This window comes from Pseudomonas mucoides (assembly GCF_015461845.1).
GTDB classification, from domain to species: Bacteria; Pseudomonadota; Gammaproteobacteria; order Pseudomonadales; family Pseudomonadaceae; genus Aquipseudomonas; species Aquipseudomonas mucoides.
This window is the reverse complement of sequence record NZ_JACOPW010000003.1, coordinates 740,794-759,635: the sequence shown is the minus strand read 5'-3', so window position 1 is coordinate 759,635 and position 18,842 is coordinate 740,794. Positions and strand designations below refer to the sequence as shown.

The window sequence follows — 18,842 nt, the reverse complement described above, 5'->3', positions numbered from 1 at the left end:
TACAACGGTAGCCTGCATCTTCGGACCCGCCAGGCCATCGACCCGACTTTCCTCACATGTGCAGCAATCAAGCTTATGGCCATTTTAGACATCCTCGAATTCCCCGACTCGCGCCTGCGCACTATCGCCAAACCTGTGGCCGTAGTGGACGACGAAGTGCGTCAGTTGGTCGATGACATGTTTGAAACAATGTATGAAGCGCCAGGCATCGGCCTCGCCGCGACCCAGGTCAACGTGCACAAACGTATCGTGGTGATGGACCTCTCCGAAGACCGCAGCGAACCACGGGTGTTCATCAATCCCGAGTTCGAGACCCTGACCGACGAGATGGAGCAATACCAGGAAGGCTGCCTCTCGGTGCCGGGTTTCTACGAAAACGTCGATCGCCCGCAGAAGGTCAAGATCAAGGCCCTGGACCGCGACGGCCAGCCTTACGAACTGATCGCCGAAGGCCTGCTCGCCGTGTGCATCCAGCATGAATGCGACCACCTGAATGGCAAATTGTTCGTCGACTACCTGTCCAGTCTCAAACGCGACCGAATCAAGAAGAAACTGGAAAAGCTCCATCGCCAGAACGCTTGATGCCCTCCTTTCAAAGGCTTGCTGCGGCAAGCCTTTTTCTTTTGCGACTGCTTTGTAATTGAGAGTTTTACATGACTGAGCCACTGCGCATCGTTTTTGCCGGCACCCCGGAATTCGCCGCCGAACACCTCAAGGCCCTGCTCGACAGCCCTTACGAGATCGTCGCGGTCTACACCCAGCCGGACCGTCCGGCGGGCCGTGGGCAAAAGCTGATGCCGAGCCCGGTCAAGCAGTTGGCGTTGGAAAACAACATCCCGGTGTTGCAACCGCCGACCCTGCGCAACGAAGACGCTCAGGCCGAACTCGCCGCGCTCAAGCCAGACTTGCTGGTGGTAGTCGCCTACGGTCTGATCCTGCCGCAAGTGGTGCTGGATATTCCGCGCCTGGGCTGCATCAACAGCCACGCGTCCCTGCTGCCACGCTGGCGCGGGGCGGCGCCGATCCAGCGCGCCGTCGAAGCGGGCGACAGCGAAAGCGGCGTGACCGTGATGCGCATGGAACTGGGCCTGGACACCGGGCCGATGCTGCTCAAAGTCACCACGCCAATCAGCGCTGACGACACCGGCGGCAGCCTGCATGATCGTCTGGCCGAGATGGGCCCACCGGCGGTGATTCAGGCGATTGCCGGCCTTGCCGCGGGTACGCTCGACGGCGAAGTGCAGGACGACAGCCTCGCCACTTATGCTCACAAATTGAACAAGGACGAAGCGCGCATCGACTGGACTCGCCCGGCGGTTGAGCTGGAACGGCTGGTTCGCGCCTTCAATCCATGGCCGATTACCCACAGCACGTTGAACGGAGAAGCGCTGAAAGTGCTGGCCGCGAGCCTCGCTGAAGGGAAGGGCGCACCAGGCGAAATCCTCAGCGCCAGCAAGGACGGCTTGCTCGTCGCTTGCGGTGAGCAAGCGCTGTGCCTGACCCGCCTGCAATTGCCCGGCGGCAAGGCGCTGAACTTCAGCGATCTGTTCAACAGCCGCAAAGAGAAATTCGCCGTCGGCACTGTGCTAGGTCAAGCGGCGGACGCTCAATGAACCCGCGTCTGGCCGCCGCCAAGGCACTCGCCGCTGTTCTGAACGGAAAAGCCTCGCTCAACAGTTCTCTGCCGACACAAATGGACAAGGTTGAAGACCGCGATCGTGGCTTCACTCAGGACCTGGCGTTCGGCACCGCGCGCTGGCAGCCACGTTTGTCGGCGCTGGCGGCCAAACTGCTGCAAAAGCCCTTCAAGGCTGCCGATGCGGACGTCGAAGCGCTGTTGCTGGTCGGCCTTTATCAACTGCTCTACACCCGCGTTCCGGCCCACGCCGCCATCGGTGAAACGGTCGGTTGCGCGGACAAGCTAAAGAAGCCTTGGGCCAAAGCCTTGCTCAACGCCGTGTTGCGCCGTGCCCAACGGGAAAGCGAAGCACTGCTGGCCGAGCTGGAACACGACCCGGTGGTGCGTACCGCGCACCCGCGCTGGCTGCAAAAATCCCTGAAGGCATTCTGGCCTGAACAATGGGAAGCCATTTGCGCGGCGAACAACGCGCACCCGCCGATGATTCTGCGGGTCAACCGTCGCCATCACACTCGCGACGCCTACCTTGGTTTGCTGACCGAAGCCGGGATCGCCGCGACGCCGTGCGTCTACAGTCAGGACGGCATCATCCTCGAAGCCGCCGCCGACGTGCGCAGCCTGCCGGGCTTCGCCGAAGGCTGGATCAGCGTGCAGGACGAGGCGGCGCAACTGGCCGCCGACCTCCTCGATCTGGCGCCAGGCCAACGGGTGCTGGACGCCTGCTGCGCACCGGGCGGCAAGACCTGCCACATCCTCGAAGCCGAGCCAAAACTGGCCGGCGTCGTCGCGGTGGACCTGGAAGCCAAACGTCTGGTGCGGGTGCGCGAAAACCTGGCGCGTCTGGGCCTCAGTGCCGAGCTGATCGCCGCCGATGGTCGCGACACCCAGGCCTGGTGGGACGGCAAACCGTTCCAGCGCATCCTGCTGGATGCGCCGTGCTCGGCGACTGGGGTCATCCGTCGTCACCCGGACATCAAGCTGACCCGCCAACCCGACGACATCGCCGCCCTCGCCGTGCTGCAAGGCGAATTGCTCGACGCCCTGTGGATAACTCTGGAAGTCGGCGGCATCCTGCTTTACGCCACCTGCTCGACGCTGCCGACCGAAAACACCGAAGTCATCGAAGCTTTCCTCGCCCGCACGCCGGGCGCCCGTGAGCTGGACCTCGCCACGGCGGCCGGCATCAAGCAACCCCACGGTCGCCAATTGCTGGCCCAGGAAGGCGGGCACGACGGGTTCTACTACGCCAAGCTGATCAAGATTGCCGCCGCGCGCGGTTAAACGGTTTTAATGGAGTGACTGGATGAAAATCATCATCCTCGGTGCAGGGCAGGTTGGCGGTTCGCTGGCGGAGCACTTGGCCAGCGAAGCCAACGACATCACCGTGGTCGACACCGACGGCGATCGCCTGCGCGACCTCGGTGATCGGCTGGACATCCGCACTGTGCATGGTCGCGGCTCACTGCCGACAGTGCTGCGCCAGGCCGGCGCAGACGACGCCGACATGCTGGTGGCCGTGACCAACAGCGACGAAACCAACATGGTGGCCTGTCAGGTCGCCCACACGCTGTTCCACACACCGACCAAAATCGCTCGCGTGCGCGAAGCGGCGTACCTCACGCGCTCCGAATTGTTCGATAACGACGCGATCCCGGTGGATGTGCTGATCAGCCCGGAACAAGTGGTGACCAACTACATCAAGCGCCTGATCCAGCATCCGGGCGCCTTGCAGGTGATCGACTTTGCCGAAGGCAAAGCGCAACTGGTCGCGGTGAAGGCGTATTACGGCGGACCGCTGGTGGGTCAGCAGCTGCGGCAATTGCGCGAACACATGCCGAATGTCGAAACCCGCGTTGCCGCGATCTTCCGCCGTGACCGGCCGATTTTGCCCCAGGGTGACACCGTCATCGAGGCCGACGACGAAGTGTTTTTCATCGCCGCCAAGGACAATATCCGCGCGGTAATGAGCGAAATGCGCCGGCTGGATGAAACCTACAAACGCATCGTCATTGCCGGTGGCGGGCAGATCGGTGAGCGTCTGGCCGAGGCCATCGAAAGCCGTTATCAGGTGAAGATCATCGAGATGAACCCGGCCCGCTGCCGTCATCTCTCGGACACCCTCGACAGTACCGTGGTGTTGCAGGGCAGTGCGTCCGACCGCGATTTGCTGATGGAAGAGAACATCGCCGACGCCGATATTTTCCTGGCCCTGACCAACGATGACGAAGCCAACATCATGTCCTCGCTGCTGGCCAAGCGCCTGGGCGCGAAGAAGGTGATGACGATCATCAACAACCCGGCGTACGTGGATCTGATTCAGGGCGGCGACATCGACATCGCCATCAGCCCGCAACTGGCGACCATCGGCACCTTGCTGGCCCACGTGCGCCGTGGCGATATCGTCAGCGTGCACTCATTGCGCCGGGGCGCGGCAGAAGCCATTGAGGCGATTGCCCATGGTGATGCGAAGTCGAGCAAGGTGATTGGCAAGGCGATCGAGAACATTGGTCTGCCACCGGGAACGACGATTGGCGCGATTATTCGTGACGAGGAAGTGATCATTGCGCATGACGACACGGTGATCGAAACGGGGGACCATGTGATTTTGTTCCTTGTGGATAAAAAGCATATTCGGGATGTGGAGAAGCTGTTTCATGTGGGATTGAGCTTTTTCTAACCGATCATTCCCACACTCTGCGTGGGAACAATCGCTGACTGAGGGAAAACACTGATGCTCGAATCCCTGGAAAAAATGCTCGCCAAGGGTGTGGATAACTCATTGCTGCGCTTCGGCCTGGGCAAGGGTTATCTGGACCTTGGGGAAAACGCCAAGGCGGCCGAGCATTTCCAGCGCTGTGTCGAATTCGATCCGAAGTATTCAGCGGCCTGGAAGCTGTTGGGCAAGGCCCATCTGGCGCAGGAAGATTTCGCGGCAGCCCGGCAGGCATGGGAACAAGGTCTGGAAGCCGCCCGCGCCCATGGCGACAAGCAGGCAGAGAAGGAAATGACGGTGTTTCTGAAGAAACTCGAGCGCAACGCTCACTGATCAGAGGTAGCGCAGGCCTATCCCGTCGGCATCGACCTGAATCACTTCCATGCGCACACGCGGCGCACCTGTGGGTAAGTCTTGCACCTGCCCATACACCACCGCGCCTTTGGGTAACGACGACAGGCGCGGATGCTTGACATAGACACCCGTGGTCGACAGGTGGCGGGTCTGGCCCAGGCATTCGCCGAAGCTTTCATGGCTGATCTTGATGCGAAACGATTTGCGGTGTTCGGACATCTGCTGCGCCCTTTAATGAACAGCTGTGGATAACCCTGGCCCCAGAATTATCCACAGATCATGCCAACGTACTCAATACCAGCGTTCTTCACCCGGTGGACGCTTCTTGAAGCGCTTCATGCTCCACATGTATTGGCTGGGGTACGCCCGCACATAACGCTCGACCACTTGGCTCATGGCCGCGCAGGACGTCTCGGTATCCGTGCTGTACATGGCCTCAGGCGCCGCTTCCAGGATCACTTTGTACCCCGAACCGTCCGGCAAGCGCAGGGCATGCAGGAACACGCCGACCGCTTTGCCGCCGGCGAGCATGTTCGGCACAAACTTACTGGTCAGGGCCTGGGTGGCGAAGAAGGGCACGAAGATTCCGGCGGATTCGGCCGGTTCCGGGTCAGCGGGAATGCCCACTGCACCACCTTTGCGCACTTCCTTGATGACGCTGAGGATGCCTTCCTTGGTGGAAGCGGCCACCCGGTTGCCCAATTGCACCCGCTGTTTGCGCAGCAAATCATCCACAGCCTTCAACTTCGGTGGCCGGTAGAAAATGATCGGTTTGCACTGGCTGCAATAGAAGTGGTTCAGCACTTCCCAATTGCCCAGGTGGCTGGTGATACCCACGACCCCTTTACCAGAGGCGAGGGCGTCCTTCAAGACGTCGAGGCCTTCGACTTCGCGCACCAGGTCAATGGAACGCTGGGCCGGCCAGATCCACGCGCAGGCGCTTTCGGTCAGGGACTTGCCGATGTCTTTCAGGCTCTGTCCGACCAGACGCTCACGCTCGGCCGGGTCCATCTCGGGGAAACACTTGGCGAGGTTGATCCGCACCACGTCGCGGGAACGGTTCGGGGTTTTCCACATGACCCAGCCAATCGCCGAGCCCACGGCTTGCACGGCCCGCCACGGGAGCAGGGCAAACAGCCGCAGAGCGCCTACCAGCAAGGCGCCTTTAAACTTATCCACAGGTCACTCCTGATTATGTGCTGTGCGCGAGGCGGCTATTCTAACCGCCGTTCGCCAAGGTCGCGTAGCGATCGCAATCCCGGGTGTGGTCCATGACCATGCCCGAGGCCTGCATCAGCGCGTAGCAAATGGTCGGCCCGACGAACGTGAAACCGGCCTTTTTCAGGCCTTTGCTCATCTCTACCGCCACTGGCGTGACCGCCGGGACTTCGGTGCGATCCTTGAAATGATTGATCACCGGCATGCCGCCAACGAAGGACCAGAGAAACGCCACCGGGTCCTCCAGCGCCAGCCAGGCCTGGGCATTGCGCCGGGCGGCATTGAGTTTGAGGCGGTTGCGGATGATGCCAGGATCGAGCATCAATTCATCGATTTCCGCGTCGCTCATTTGCGCCACGCGCTGTACGTCGAAGCCGAACAGCACCTCGCGATAACGCTCACGTTTACGCAAGACCGTGATCCATGAGAGGCCGGCCTGGAACCCTTCGAGCAAAAGCAACTCGAACAATCCCTGCGCATCGCGTAGCGGCGTGCCCCACTCCTGGTCGTGATAAGCCATGTACAGCGGATCTTCGGAACACCAAAAGCAGCGTGGCATAAGGCTCCAGGGGGCGTGCGCAGCAATGAATCGGGTATACTCCCGCTCTTTAAATCGCAGCCCAAGAAACAGGTGAATTTCGTGAGCCAGCCTACGCCAGCCGTGCGTACCTTCCAAGACTTGATCCTCGCGCTCCAGCAATACTGGGCCGAGCAAGGTTGTGTGGTACTTCAGCCCTACGATATGGAAGTAGGCGCCGGCACTTTCCACACTGCCACATTCCTGCGGGCCATTGGCCCGGAAACCTGGAACGCCGCTTATGTGCAGCCCAGTCGTCGCCCGACTGACGGCCGCTACGGCGAAAACCCGAACCGTCTGCAGCACTACTACCAGTTCCAGGTGGTATTGAAGCCGAACCCGGACAACTTCCAGGAACTGTACCTGGGCTCCCTCAAGCACGTCGGCCTGGACCCGTTGGTCCACGACATTCGCTTCGTCGAAGACAACTGGGAATCGCCGACCCTGGGCGCCTGGGGTCTGGGTTGGGAAGTCTGGCTCAACGGCATGGAAGTGACGCAGTTCACTTACTTCCAGCAAGCGGGCGGCATCGAATGCTACCCGGTGACCGGCGAGATCACCTACGGTCTGGAGCGTCTGGCCATGTACCTGCAAGGCGTAGACTCGGTCTACGACCTGGTCTGGGCTGACGGTCCGTTCGGCAAAGTGACCTATGGCGACGTGTTCCACCAGAACGAAGTGGAGCAGTCGACCTACAACTTCGAACACGCCAACGTCGAGAAGCTGTTCGAACTGTTCGACTTCTATGAAAGCGAAGCCAAGCGCCTGATCGAACTCGACCAGCCGCTGCCGTTGCCGAGCTACGAAATGGTGTTGAAGGCTTCCCATACCTTCAACCTGCTGGATGCGCGCCGGGCAATTTCGGTGACTGCGCGTCAGCAATACATTCTGCGTGTACGCACCCTGGCGCGTTCCGTTGCGCAAGCCTACCTGCTGGCTCGCGCCAAGCTGGGCTTCCCGATGGCGACCCCGGACCTGCGTGATGAAGTACTGGCCAAGCTGGAGGCTGCACAATGAGTGCTCTGGATTTTCTGGTTGAACTGGGCACTGAAGAACTGCCACCCAAAGCCCTGAACACCCTGGCCGAGGCGTTCCTCGCCGGTATCGACAAGGGCCTGCAAGCTGCCGGCCTGAACTACGAGACCAAAACGGTCTATGCCGCGCCGCGTCGCCTGGCCGTGCTGATCACCTCGCTGGCCACCCAGCAACCGGATCGCAGCATCAACCTCGATGGCCCGCCACGTCAGGCGGCGTTCGATGTCGAAGGCAACCCGACCCAGGCAGCACTGGGTTTTGCCAAGAAGTGCGGTGTCGAGCTGAGCGAAATCGATCAGAGCGGTCCGAAACTGCGTTACAGCCAAAGCATCGCCGGCAAGCCGACTGCGAGCCTGCTGCCGACCATCGTCGAAGATTCGCTGAACGACATGCCGATCCCGAAACGCATGCGTTGGGGCGCTCGCAAGGAAGAATTCGTTCGTCCGACCCAGTGGCTGGTGATGCTGCTCGGTGACGAAGTCATCGATTGCACCATCCTCGCCCAGAAGGCTGGCCGTGATTCCCGTGGTCACCGCTTCCATCACCCGCAAAACGTACGCATCACCTCGCCGGCCAATTACCTCGCCGACTTGCGTGCCGCGTACGTCCTGGCCGATGCCAACGATCGTCGCGACATCATCAGCAAGCGCACCGAAGAACTGGCTACCCGCCAGGAAGGCACGGCGATTGTTCCGCCGGCGCTGCTCGACGAAGTGACCGCGCTGGTCGAATGGCCAGTGCCGCTGGTGTGCTCGTTCGAAGAGCGTTTCCTCGATGTGCCGCAAGAAGCACTGATCACCACCATGCAGGACAACCAGAAGTATTTCTGCCTGCTGGATGCCGATGGCAAGTTGCTGCCCCGTTTCATTACCGTGGCCAACATCGAAAGCAAAGACCCGCAGCAGATCATCGCCGGTAACGAGAAAGTGGTTCGCCCACGCCTGACCGACGCCGAGTTCTTCTTCAAGCAAGACAAGAAGCAGAAACTCGAAGACTTCAACCTGCGCCTGCAAAACGTGGTGTTCCAGGAAAAACTCGGCAGCGTCTACGACAAGGCCGAGCGCGTTTCCAAACTCGCTGCGTTCATCGCGCAACGCATTGGCGGCAACGCTGCATGGGCTTCCCGTGCCGGCCTGCTGTCCAAGTGCGACCTGGCGACCGAGATGGTCGGTGAGTTCCCGGAGATGCAAGGTGTCGCCGGTTACTACTACGCCCTCAACGACGGCGAGCCGGAAGAAGTCGCCCTGGCGCTGAACGAGCAGTACATGCCGCGCGGTGCCGGTGCTGAACTGCCGACCACCCTGACCGGTGCGGCCGTGGCCATCGCCGACAAGCTGGACACGCTGGTGGGTATTTTCGGTATCGGCATGCTGCCAACGGGTAGCAAAGACCCGTACGCCTTGCGCCGTGCTGCACTCGGCGTGCTGCGTATTCTGATCGACAAGAAACTCGATCTGGACCTGAACGACGCCGTGGCTTTCGCCGTGAATGCGTTCGGTGCCAAGATCAAGGCCGCCGGCCTCAACGACGCGGTGCTGGAGTTCGTCTTCGACCGTCTGCGTGCCCGTTACGAAGACGAGGGTGTAGACGTTGCGACTTACCTGTCGGTGCGTGCCCTGAAGCCGGGTTCGGCACTGGACTTCGACCAACGTGTACAAGCGGTAGAAGCTTTCCGCAAATTGCCGGAAGCCGCGGCCCTGGCTGCGGTGAACAAGCGCGTATCGAACTTGCTGAGCAAGGTCGAAGGCTCCGTTCCAACGGTGGTTGAAGCCAAGTACTTCGACAATGCCAACGAGTTTTCCCTGTATTCGGCGATCCAGCAGGCAGACCAGGCTGTCCAGCCGATGGCTGCTGCGCGTCAGTACAGCGAATCGCTGGCACGCCTGGCCGCCTTGCGCGAGCCGGTGGATGCGTTCTTCGAAGCGGTAATGGTCAACGCGGAAGATGCCAAGGTCCGCGCCAACCGTTATGCGTTGCTGGCGCGTCTGCGTGGGCTGTTCCTCGGCGTCGCTGATATTTCGCTGCTGAGCTAAGGGGCTGCTGTTGAAACTGCTGATTCTCGATCGCGACGGGGTGATCAATTACGACTCCGACGCTTACATCAAGTCGGTGGAGGAGTGGATTCCACTCCCCGGTTCGATCGAAGCCATCGCGCAGTTGAGCAAGGCCGGCTGGACGGTAGCGGTCGCTACCAACCAGTCGGGCATCGCTCGCGGCTATTACGACATCGCCACTCTGGACGCCATGCACGAGCGCTTGCGCGCGCTGGTGGCGGAGCAGGGCGGTGAAGTCGGCCTGATCGTCTATTGCCCGCACGGGCCGAACGACGGCTGCGATTGCCGCAAGCCGAAACCCGGGATGCTGAAAGCCATCGCCGAGCATTACAACGTGTCGCTGACCAATCTCTGGTTCGTCGGCGACAGCCTTGGTGACCTGGAAGCCGCCAAAGCCGTCGATTCTCAGCCAGTTTTGGTAAAGACCGGGAAAGGCGAAAAGACTTTCGGCAAGACCCTACCGGTAGGCACCTTGATTTTTGACGATCTGGCGGCGATTGCCGCAGAACTTATCCACAATTAAAGTGCTTCGATTGTTCCGATTAAGGACTGATCGGGAGTGCGCTTATAGACGGGCAGAGCCCGCACGGTAAACGTCACCATGTCGATACTGCAGGCCATCAGAACGTTCCTCTTTTATCTGTTGCTGGGCACCAGCTCTTTGCTTTGGTGCAGCCTGAGCTTTTTCATCGCGCCGTTTCTGCCGTTCAAGGCGCGATATCGCTTCATTAATGTGTACTGGTGCCGCTGCGCCTTGTGGCTGAGCAAAGTGTTCCTGGGCATCAGCTACGAAGTGAAGGGCGCCGAGAACGTGCCTGACCAGCCCTGCGTGATTCAATCGAACCACCAGAGCACCTGGGAGACGTTCTTTCTCTCTGCTTACTTCGAACCGTTGAGCCAGGTGCTCAAGCGTTCATTGCTTTACGTACCTTTCTTCGGCTGGGCTATGGCCATGCTGCGACCGATTGCCATCGACCGCGACAATCCGAAAGCCGCGCTCAAGCATGTGGCAAAGAAGGGCGATGAGCTGCTGAAGGATGGTGTCTGGGTGCTGATCTTCCCTGAGGGGACGCGCGTTCCTTTTGGCACCATCGGCAAGTTCTCACGCGGTGGCACCGCGTTGGCCGTCAACGCCGAGCTTCCTGTACTGCCGATTGCGCACAATGCGGGCAAGTTCTGGCCTAAAACTGGTTGGGCAAAGAAGCAGGGTGTCATCACCGTAATCATCGGCGAACCGATGTACGCCGTGGGCAGCGGGCCTCGCGCCATCGCCGATCTGAACGACCGGGTACAAGCCTGGAACGAGCAGATGCAACGGGAAATGGGGTCGCTGCCAGCAGCCCCGGCGGCACCGACTTCGACGGATCAAGTGGCTGTCTGAGATTCTGTGGATAACCTGTGTACCGTTTTATCGAAAAACAGCGATATCGTTTTATAAGTTAATGATTTATATACATATTTCTTAAACACATAAAACGCAGGAAATGGTGCATAAGTTTTTTCGGGCGCAAAAAAACCGGCGGATATAGCCGGTTTTTTTATGCCTGAAATTTGCAGTTTTCCACACTATGTACTAAGGGGAATGACGCTGGTAATTCGGCATGATTCCGTACGAATTGCAGATAATAAAAAAGGCCAACGCTGAGCGTTGGCCTTTTTTGGTTTGGCAGGTTCGCTGGATCAGAAATCCAGGTTGGAAACCGCCAGGGCGTTGCTTTCGATGAAGTCACGGCGAGGTTCGACCGCATCACCCATCAGGGTGTTGAAGATCTGGTCTGCGCCAATGGCGTCTTCGATAGTCACTTTGAGCATCCGGCGCTGTGCTGGGTCCATGGTGGTTTCCCACAGCTGATCCGGGTTCATCTCGCCCAGACCTTTGTATCGCTGGATGGTGTGACGCTTGGTGCTTTCAGCCATCAGCCATTCAAGGGCTTCCTTGAACTCGGTGACCGGCTTCTTGCGCTCGCCACGCTGGATGTACGCACCGTCGTCCAACAAGGTGCTCAGTTGAGCGCCCAGCGAAACAACCGTGCGGTAATCGTTGCTGCCGAAGAAGTCGCGGTTGAAGGTGACGTAGTTCGACAGGCCGTGGGAGATCAGTTCGACCTCTGGCAGCCAGACGTTACGTTCACGGTCTTCACGCAGGCTGGCTTTGTAGACCAGGCCAGACTTCTCGACGGTGCGCAGGCGAACTTCGTACTGAGCCAGCCAATCCTGCATCGCTGCATGATCGGACAGTTGATCCATGCTCACTGCTGGCAGGTAGATGAAGTGCTCGGTCAGCTCCTGTGGATACAGGCGCGACAGACGCTTGAGGGTCTTCATCACCAGACGGAAGTCATTCACCAGGCGCTCAAGCGCTTCACCGGAGATGCCAGGGGCTTCTTCGTTCAGGTGCAGGCTCGCGTCTTCCAGGGCCGACTGCGTCATGTACTCTTCCATGGCGTCGTCGTCTTTGATGTATTGCTCTTGCTTGCCTTTCTTGACCTTGTACAGCGGCGGCTGAGCGATGTAGATGTAGCCACGCTCGATCAGCTCCGGCAACTGACGGAAGAAGAAGGTCAGCAGCAGGGTACGGATGTGCGAACCGTCGACGTCAGCATCGGTCATGATGATGATGTTGTGATAACGCAGCTTGTCGATGTTGTACTCGTCGCGGCCGATGCCACAGCCCAGCGCGGTGATCAAGGTGCCTACTTCTTGCGAAGAGATCATCTTGTCGAAACGCGCCTTCTCGACGTTCAGGATCTTGCCCTTCAGCGGCAGGATAGCCTGGGTGCGGCGGTTACGTCCCTGCTTGGCGGAGCCGCCAGCAGAGTCACCTTCCACAAGGTACAGTTCGGACAGGGCAGGGTCTTTTTCCTGGCAGTCAGCCAGTTTGCCCGGCAGGCCGGCGATATCCAGCGCGCCTTTACGACGGGTCATTTCACGGGCTTTACGCGCCGCTTCACGCGCACGTGCCGCGTCGATCATCTTGCCAACGACCAGTTTGGCTTCGTTCGGGTTTTCCAGCAGGAAGTCGGAGAAGTACTTGCCCATTTCCTGTTCGACCGCGGTCTTCACTTCGGAAGAAACCAGCTTGTCTTTGGTCTGGGAGCTGAACTTCGGATCCGGTACTTTCACCGAAATAATCGCGGTCAGGCCTTCGCGGGCATCGTCACCGGTGGTCGCGACTTTATGCTTCTTCGCCAGACCTTCAGCTTCGATGTAGGTGTTCAGGTTACGCGTCAGTGCGGAACGGAAACCCACCAGGTGAGTACCGCCATCGCGCTGTGGAATGTTGTTGGTGAAGCACAACAGGTTCTCGTTGAAGCTGTCGTTCCACTGCAGGGCGATTTCAACGCCGATGCCGTCTTCACGCTGGATGTTGAAGTGGAACACCTGGTTGACCGCAGTCTTGTTGGTGTTCAGGTATTCAACGAACGCACGCAGGCCGCCTTCGTACTTGAACAGCTCTTCCTTGCCGCTGCGCTCATCCTTGAGGACGATGCCGACACCGGAGTTGAGGAATGACAGTTCACGAATCCGCTTGGCCAGGATGTCCCAGCTGAAGTGGATGTTCTTGAAGGTTTCAGCCGATGGCTTGAAGTGGATCTGGGTGCCCGTGGTTTCGCTCTCGCCCACGATTTTCATCGGCTCTTGCGGAACACCGTGGACGTAAGTCTGTTCCCAGATCTTGCCGCTGCGGCGAACGGTCAGGATCAGTTCTTTGGACAGTGCGTTCACTACCGACACACCTACACCGTGCAGACCGCCGGATACTTTGTAGGAGTTGTCGTCGAACTTACCGCCGGCGTGCAGCACGGTCATGATGACCTCGGCTGCCGAAACGCCTTCTTCTTTGTGCACGTCTACCGGGATGCCACGGCCGTTGTCGCGAACGGTGATGGACTCATCCGGGTGAATGATGATGCTGATGTCGTCGCAGTGGCCGGCGAGAGCTTCGTCGATCGAGTTATCGACCACTTCGAACACCATGTGGTGCAGACCGCTGCCATCGTCGGTGTCACCAATGTACATACCGGGACGTTTGCGTACGGCATCCAGGCCTTTCAGCACTTTAATGCTCGTTGAGTCGTACGTATTTTCTTCGCTCAATGCCTTCACTCCCGATGGTCGTGGGTCTGGGTGATACGGCCCTGTTCCACGTGGAACAAAGCGACTGGCGTTTCCGTCTGCCAGCCTTCCCTCAATAATTCGTGATCTACACAGGTGATAAAGACCTGGCAGCGTAAGTCTTCCAGCAAGCGGCAAAGCGCGCGTCGGTGGTGCTCGTCCAATTCGGACGGCAAGTCATCCACCAGATAAATACACTGTCCGCGTCGGGCCTGGCTCACCAGATGCCCTTGGGCAATCCGCAATGCACAGACCACCAATTTCTGCTGACCCCGGGACAAGATGTCCGCGGCATTATGTGCGCCCAGTCTGAGACGCAAATCAGCGCGTTGTGGTCCGGCCTGGGTGTGACCCATTTGCTGGTCCCGTTGAAGGGACCCAGCGAGTACGGCACTCAGTTCGCGGTCTTTGTCCCAGCCTCGGTAATAGCTGAGGGTCAAGCCTTCAAGCTCGACCAGTTCGCTCAAGGTCTGTTCAAAGACTGGTTTCAAGGCTTTGATGTAAGCGCGGCGGTATTCATCGATTTCAGCGCTGGCCTGGCACAGTTCCCTGTCCCAAACCGCTTGCGAAACGGCGTCAAGTGTACCATGTCGCAGCCAAGAGTTTCTCTGGCGCAGCGCCTTCTGCAAGCGCTGCCAGGTGGACATGAATCGCGGTTCCACATGGAATACGCCCCAGTCGAGAAACTGTCGGCGAATCTTCGGCGCGCCTTCAAGCAAGCGGAAACTGTCAGGGTTGATCAGCTGGAGTGGCAGGATCTCCGCCAGTTGCGCCGCGCTTCGGGCGTTCTGGCCATCGATGCGGATCTGAAATTCGCCCTGACGGTCGCGTGAAATACCTAACGCGCTGTGTCCACCCTCAGCCAATTCAACCTGGCCAAACACCGTACACGCCAATTGCTCGTACTGGATGACCGGCAACAGACGGCTGCTACGAAACGAACGGGCAAGCCCCAGCAGATGAATGGCTTCCAGAACACTGGTTTTGCCGCTGCCGTTGGCGCCGTAAAGAATGTTGATTCGGAGGGAGGGGGAGAAGGTCACCGGGTGCAAATTGCGCACCGCGGTGACCGAGACGCGACTTAGCGACATCTAGCTTCTGCTGAACATGATTACAGGCGCATCGGCATGACAACGTAAGCCGAGTCGTCGTTGTCGGATTCCTGCACCAGCGCACTGCTGTTGGAATCGGACAGGATCAGGCGAACTTGCTCAGTGGTCATCACGCCCAGTACGTCGAGCAGATAGCTGACGTTGAAGCCGATTTCCAGATTGCCGCCGTTGTATTCAACGCCCACTTCTTCTTCCGCTTCTTCCTGCTCCGGGTTGTTCGCCTGGATTTTCAGCTGACCGTTAGCCAGTTGCAGACGGATGCCACGGTACTTCTCGTTGGACAGAATCGCAGTACGGCTGAAAGCTTCACGCAGCGCCTGACGGTCGCCGAGTACCAGCTTGTCTCCGCCTTTTGGCAGAACACGCTCGTAATCCGGGAATTTGCCGTCGACCAGTTTCGAGGTGAAGGTGAACTCGCCGGTGGTCGCGCGGATGTGGTGCTGACCCAGGACGATGCTGACGATGCCGTCCGGTTCGGTCAGCAGGCGTGCCAGCTCAAGGATACCCTTGCGCGGAACGATGACCTGATGGCGATCCGGCTGACCGATATCGGCCTGCATCGAACACATGGCCAGACGGTGACCGTCGGTGGCAACAGCACGGATGATCCCGGCCGAAACTTCAAGCAGCATACCGTTCAGGTAATAACGAACGTCCTGCTGGGCCATGGCGAAGCTGGTACGTTCGATCAGACGACGCAGTTTGCTTTGTTCCAGGCTGCAGGTCAGCGAGCCCGGGCCTTCTTCCACTGTCGGGAAATCATTGGCCGGCAGGGTCGACAGCGTGAAGCGGCTACGACCAGCCTTGACCACCAGCTTCTGCTCATCGACCTTGATGTCGATCAGCGCATCGTTCGGCAGGCTCTTGCAGATGTCCATCAGCTTGCGCGCAGGCACGGTGATGGAACCTGGGTCTGCCGGCTCTTCAAGTTGCACACGACCGACCAGCTCGACTTCCAGGTCAGTACCGGTCAGCGACAATTGCTGGCCTTCGACAACCAGCAGCACGTTGGAGAGCACCGGCAAGGTCTGTCGGCGCTCAACGACGCCTGCGACCAGTTGCAGGGGTTTCAACAGGGCTTCGCGTTGAATGGTGAAATGCATGGTCTAGTCCCTTGCCTTAATAAGCTGCGCTGGTGTTCATCAAGTGGTCAGTGTACGCAGCAGGTTCTTGTAGTCCTCGCGGATGTCCGCGTCGGATTCCTTAAGCTCGTTGATCTTGCGACAGGCGTGCAAAACAGTCGTGTGGTCGCGGCCGCCAAACACATCGCCGATTTCCGGCAGGCTGTGGTTAGTCAACTCTTTGGACAATGCCATTGCAACCTGACGCGGACGTGCGACCGAGCGTGAACGACGCTTGGACAGCAAGTCGGAGATCTTGATCTTGTAGTACTCGGCGACTGTGCGCTGAATGTTATCCACAGAGACCAGTTTGTCTTGCAGCGCCAACAAGTCTTTCAGGGATTCGCGAATCAGCTCGATGGTGATGTCGCGTCCCATGAAGTGCGAGTGGGCGATCACGCGTTTCAGCGCGCCTTCCAGCTCACGGACGTTGGAGCGAATACGCTGGGCAATGAAGAACGCCGCGTCATGTGGCAGATCGACTTTGGCCTGGTCGGCCTTTTTCATCAAGATCGCCACGCGGGTTTCCAGCTCCGGCGGCTCGACGGCAACCGTCAGACCCCAGCCAAAGCGGGATTTCAAACGCTCTTCAAGGCCTTCGATTTCTTTCGGGTAACGGTCACTGGTGAGAATGACCTGCTGGCCACCTTCAAGCAGGGCGTTGAAGGTGTGGAAAAACTCTTCCTGCGAACGTTCCTTGCGGGCGAAGAATTGAATGTCATCGATGAGCAACGCATCCACCGAACGGTAGAAACGCTTGAACTCGTTGATGGCATTCAGTTGCAGCGCCTTGACCATGTCGGCCACGAAACGCTCCGAATGCAGGTAAACGACCTTGGCATTCGGGTTTTTCTTTAATAGGTGATTACCCACAGCGTGCATCAAGTGGGTTTTACCCAAGCCGACGCCACCATAAAGGAAAAGCGGGTTGTAACCGTGCTTGGGATTGTCTGCCACCTGCCAGGCCGCGGCCCGGGCCAGTTGGTTCGACTTACCTTCGACGAAGTTTTCGAAGGTGAAGGTGCGGTTCAGGTAACTGGTGTGCTTGAGCGCGCCTTCGACCTGCACCGTGCGTTGCTCGGAGCGAACCGGAGCTTGCTGCGAACTGGCGCCGGCCATCGGGTCGAAGCTGTCACGAGACGGCTCTTCATTGATCTCGGCCACTTTTTGCGTCGCACGCTTGGTCGGTGCGTTGGCAATCGATGCTGGCGCCGGAGCGCTGACAGGTGCTTGAGCAGCTTGAGCCTGAGATGCAGCGGCAGCCAACGGCGCGTTAGGCGCAGCTCGCGGTGTCGAACTGCGTTTGCTGCCTATTAATAAGGACAGCACCGGCGCCATGCCGTTGCCATGCTCATCCAGCAGTTCAAGAACACGGCCCAGGTACTTTTCGTTGACCCAGTCGAGAACAAAGCGATTCGGTGCGTAGACACGCAACTCGTCGCCTTCGGCTTCGACCTGTAGTGGACGGATCCAAGTGTTGAATTGTTGGGCAGGCAGCTCTTCGCGCAAAAGCTCCACGCACTGCTGCCAAAGTTCCACTGACACGGATATCCCCTAAGTTGAAAGCCGGTGAGGCAAAAACAAGCGGCCATTGTAACGACCAGACGCCGACTTATCCACACGAGGTGGAGCACTGACCGAGAAGAATCAACGTTTTATACGCAAAAAAGACGACCAGCGGTCTGTGCATAAGCTCTGTGGATAACCGGGTCTAAGGTCGTTGCACAAGTGGGGGGGAAACTCGGTGGATAACCAGCCTGTGGATAACAAGCTGTTTCACACACAGGTTATCCGACAGCGCAGCACAGGCTGCCCCCTGTTTTCCACGGTAGTTGTCATTCTCTGTACAGCCCGTAGTAGAAGGCCTGAAGGCACTTATCCACAGATGACCGCCTGCCTAGCTTTTATAAGCTTTACAGAAAAGCTTTAAATAATTCCTTTCTTATTTCTATTTCTAACGAGGGGTTAATCACGAACAAAACCTCTGGAGATCTATTTATAAGGAAACGCTGGTTGGAAATTGACCTAGAGGCTTGCTTTCTCTAGAATCCCCGGTCTCTTAAAACGGGGGCCATTCCGGCCCGTTGTGGACGAACCAGGTAACACGACAATGAAACGTACTTTCCAACCAAGCACTATCAAACGCGCTCGTACCCACGGTTTCCGTGCTCGCATGGCTACCAAGAACGGTCGTGCCGTCCTGTCGCGTCGTCGCGCCAAAGGTCGTGCGCGTCTGGCAGTTTGATAATCCGGCACTGGAGGTGAGTCAGGACTTCAGTCGGGAAAAGCGTCTGCTTACTCCCCGGCATTTCAAGGCAGTCTTTGACTCCCCTACCGGCAAGGTTCCGGGGAAAAATCTCCTGCTCCTTGCGCGCAACAACGATCTTGATCACCCCCGTCTCGGGTTGGTTATCGGGAAAAAGAGCGTAAAGCTCTCCGTCGAGCGCAATCGCCTCAAACGTCTGATGCGCGAATCGTTCCGTCTGCACCAGGATTCACTGGTCGGCTGGGACATCGTTATCGTCGCGCGCAAAGGTTTGGGTGACGTAGAAAACCCCGAATTGATTCAGCATTTCGGCAAACTCTGGAAGCGTCTGGCACGCAGCACGCCAGTACCAGCAGTCAAAACCGAAACTGTAGGGGTAGACAGTCCCGATGCGTAAACTGGCACTCGTTCCGATCCAGTTTTATCGCTATGCCATTAGTCCCCTGATGGCCAACCACTGTCGCTTCTACCCCAGTTGTTCCTGCTACGCGTTAGAGGCCATAGAAAATCATGGTCTTCTGCGCGGTGGCTGGCTGGCCTTTCGTCGTTTAGGTCGCTGTCATCCGTGGAATCCCGGTGGTTATGACCCGGTTCCACCTATCCCTACCTCCCGTTCTTCTTCGATGGCCGAGTAATC

Annotated in this window: 19 protein-coding genes; 12 read left to right on the top strand and 7 right to left on the bottom strand. The window is 58.6% G+C overall.

Annotation, left to right across the window (positions count from 1 at the left end):
* Nucleotides 1–75 precede the first annotated feature (75 nt).
* The 5 genes from def to H8F22_RS18290 all read left to right on the top strand — a co-directional run bounded on the left by def (nucleotide 76) and on the right by H8F22_RS18290 (nucleotide 4,685).
* Complete coding sequence (gene def / locus H8F22_RS18310) at nucleotides 76–582, top strand: peptide deformylase (protein WP_027926190.1); 507 nt, start codon at nucleotides 76–78, stop codon at nucleotides 580–582.
* 71 nt (nucleotides 583–653) lie between these two features.
* On the top strand, nucleotides 654–1,613 hold the full coding sequence (fmt, locus tag H8F22_RS18305) for a methionyl-tRNA formyltransferase (protein ID WP_027926191.1): 960 nt from the start codon (nucleotides 654–656) through the stop codon (nucleotides 1,611–1,613).
* Nucleotides 1,610–2,920, top strand: coding sequence for a 16S rRNA (cytosine(967)-C(5))-methyltransferase RsmB (gene rsmB / locus H8F22_RS18300; RefSeq protein WP_027926192.1), 1,311 nt, complete (start codon nucleotides 1,610–1,612; stop codon nucleotides 2,918–2,920). Before fmt ends, rsmB begins: the two co-directional genes overlap by 4 nt.
* Nucleotides 2,921–2,942: 22 nt before the next feature.
* Entirely contained in the window at nucleotides 2,943–4,316 is a 1,374-nt protein-coding gene (gene trkA / locus H8F22_RS18295) for a Trk system potassium transporter TrkA (protein ID WP_027926193.1), read from the top strand.
* A gap of 51 nt (nucleotides 4,317–4,367) precedes the next feature.
* Nucleotides 4,368–4,685, top strand: coding sequence for a tetratricopeptide repeat protein (locus H8F22_RS18290; RefSeq protein ID WP_172825961.1), 318 nt, complete (start codon nucleotides 4,368–4,370; stop codon nucleotides 4,683–4,685).
* On the opposite strand, the gene H8F22_RS18285 is transcribed toward H8F22_RS18290, so the two are convergent.
* The 3 genes from H8F22_RS18285 to tag all read right to left on the bottom strand — a co-directional run bounded on the left by H8F22_RS18285 (nucleotide 4,686) and on the right by tag (nucleotide 6,483).
* Nucleotides 4,686–4,925, bottom strand: a complete 240-nt coding sequence (locus H8F22_RS18285; RefSeq protein ID WP_027926195.1) for a pilus assembly protein PilZ — start codon at nucleotides 4,923–4,925, stop codon at nucleotides 4,686–4,688. It lies immediately after the preceding gene.
* Between the two features lie 72 nt (nucleotides 4,926–4,997).
* A complete protein-coding gene (locus H8F22_RS18280) occupies nucleotides 4,998–5,885 on the bottom strand; it encodes a lysophospholipid acyltransferase (RefSeq protein WP_027926196.1) in 888 nt (295 codons plus the stop codon).
* Between the two features lie 40 nt (nucleotides 5,886–5,925).
* Entirely contained in the window at nucleotides 5,926–6,483 is a 558-nt protein-coding gene (gene tag, locus H8F22_RS18275; protein WP_027926197.1) for a DNA-3-methyladenine glycosylase I, read from the bottom strand.
* Between the two features lie 81 nt (nucleotides 6,484–6,564).
* On the opposite strand from tag, the gene glyQ reads away from it, so the two are divergent.
* From glyQ to H8F22_RS18255, 4 genes are all read left to right on the top strand, one after another.
* Nucleotides 6,565–7,518 carry a glycine--tRNA ligase subunit alpha gene (gene glyQ, locus H8F22_RS18270; protein ID WP_003213601.1) on the top strand — a complete coding sequence of 318 codons (954 nt, stop codon included), beginning with the start codon at nucleotides 6,565–6,567 and terminating at the stop codon, nucleotides 7,516–7,518.
* Nucleotides 7,515–9,569 carry a glycine--tRNA ligase subunit beta gene (gene glyS / locus H8F22_RS18265; RefSeq protein WP_194940519.1) on the top strand — a complete coding sequence of 685 codons (2,055 nt, stop codon included), beginning with the start codon at nucleotides 7,515–7,517 and terminating at the stop codon, nucleotides 9,567–9,569. Before glyQ ends, glyS begins: the two co-directional genes overlap by 4 nt.
* Nucleotides 9,570–9,573: 4 nt before the next feature.
* Nucleotides 9,574–10,113, top strand: coding sequence for a D-glycero-beta-D-manno-heptose 1,7-bisphosphate 7-phosphatase (gmhB, locus tag H8F22_RS18260; protein WP_172825962.1), 540 nt, complete (start codon nucleotides 9,574–9,576; stop codon nucleotides 10,111–10,113).
* Nucleotides 10,114–10,191: 78 nt separating this feature from the next.
* Nucleotides 10,192–10,971 carry a lysophospholipid acyltransferase family protein gene (locus H8F22_RS18255; RefSeq protein ID WP_194940518.1) on the top strand — a complete coding sequence of 260 codons (780 nt, stop codon included), beginning with the start codon at nucleotides 10,192–10,194 and terminating at the stop codon, nucleotides 10,969–10,971.
* Between the two features lie 299 nt (nucleotides 10,972–11,270).
* Here H8F22_RS18255 and gyrB read toward each other — a convergent pair whose 3' ends face one another.
* Genes gyrB through dnaA form a run of 4 tightly spaced genes read right to left on the bottom strand, consistent with a single transcriptional unit; the run spans nucleotide 11,271 to nucleotide 17,484 of the window.
* A complete protein-coding gene (gene gyrB / locus H8F22_RS18250; protein ID WP_027926201.1) occupies nucleotides 11,271–13,688 on the bottom strand; it encodes a DNA topoisomerase (ATP-hydrolyzing) subunit B in 2,418 nt (805 codons plus the stop codon).
* A 5-nt stretch (nucleotides 13,689–13,693) separates the two neighbouring features.
* Nucleotides 13,694–14,797 carry a DNA replication/repair protein RecF gene (gene recF, locus H8F22_RS18245; protein WP_194940517.1) on the bottom strand — a complete coding sequence of 368 codons (1,104 nt, stop codon included), beginning with the start codon at nucleotides 14,795–14,797 and terminating at the stop codon, nucleotides 13,694–13,696.
* 20 nt (nucleotides 14,798–14,817) lie between these two features.
* On the bottom strand, nucleotides 14,818–15,921 hold the full coding sequence (gene dnaN, locus H8F22_RS18240; RefSeq protein ID WP_017341709.1) for a DNA polymerase III subunit beta: 1,104 nt from the start codon (nucleotides 15,919–15,921) through the stop codon (nucleotides 14,818–14,820).
* Between the two features lie 39 nt (nucleotides 15,922–15,960).
* Entirely contained in the window at nucleotides 15,961–17,484 is a 1,524-nt protein-coding gene (gene dnaA / locus H8F22_RS18235) for a chromosomal replication initiator protein DnaA (protein ID WP_027926202.1), read from the bottom strand.
* Between the two features lie 565 nt (nucleotides 17,485–18,049).
* Between dnaA and rpmH the strand changes: the two genes are divergently transcribed.
* Genes rpmH through yidD form a run of 3 tightly spaced genes read left to right on the top strand, consistent with a single transcriptional unit; the run spans nucleotide 18,050 to nucleotide 18,840 of the window.
* The gene (gene rpmH, locus H8F22_RS18230) at nucleotides 18,050–18,184 is read left to right on the top strand and encodes a 50S ribosomal protein L34 (protein WP_003213577.1); all 135 of its coding nucleotides are present in this window, start codon (nucleotides 18,050–18,052) and stop codon (nucleotides 18,182–18,184) included.
* 16 nt (nucleotides 18,185–18,200) lie between these two features.
* A complete protein-coding gene (gene rnpA / locus H8F22_RS18225) occupies nucleotides 18,201–18,602 on the top strand; it encodes a ribonuclease P protein component (RefSeq protein WP_027926203.1) in 402 nt (133 codons plus the stop codon).
* Entirely contained in the window at nucleotides 18,595–18,840 is a 246-nt protein-coding gene (gene yidD / locus H8F22_RS18220) for a membrane protein insertion efficiency factor YidD (protein ID WP_077430980.1), read from the top strand. Before rnpA ends, yidD begins: the two co-directional genes overlap by 8 nt.
* The last annotated feature ends 2 nt before the right edge of the window (nucleotides 18,841–18,842 follow it).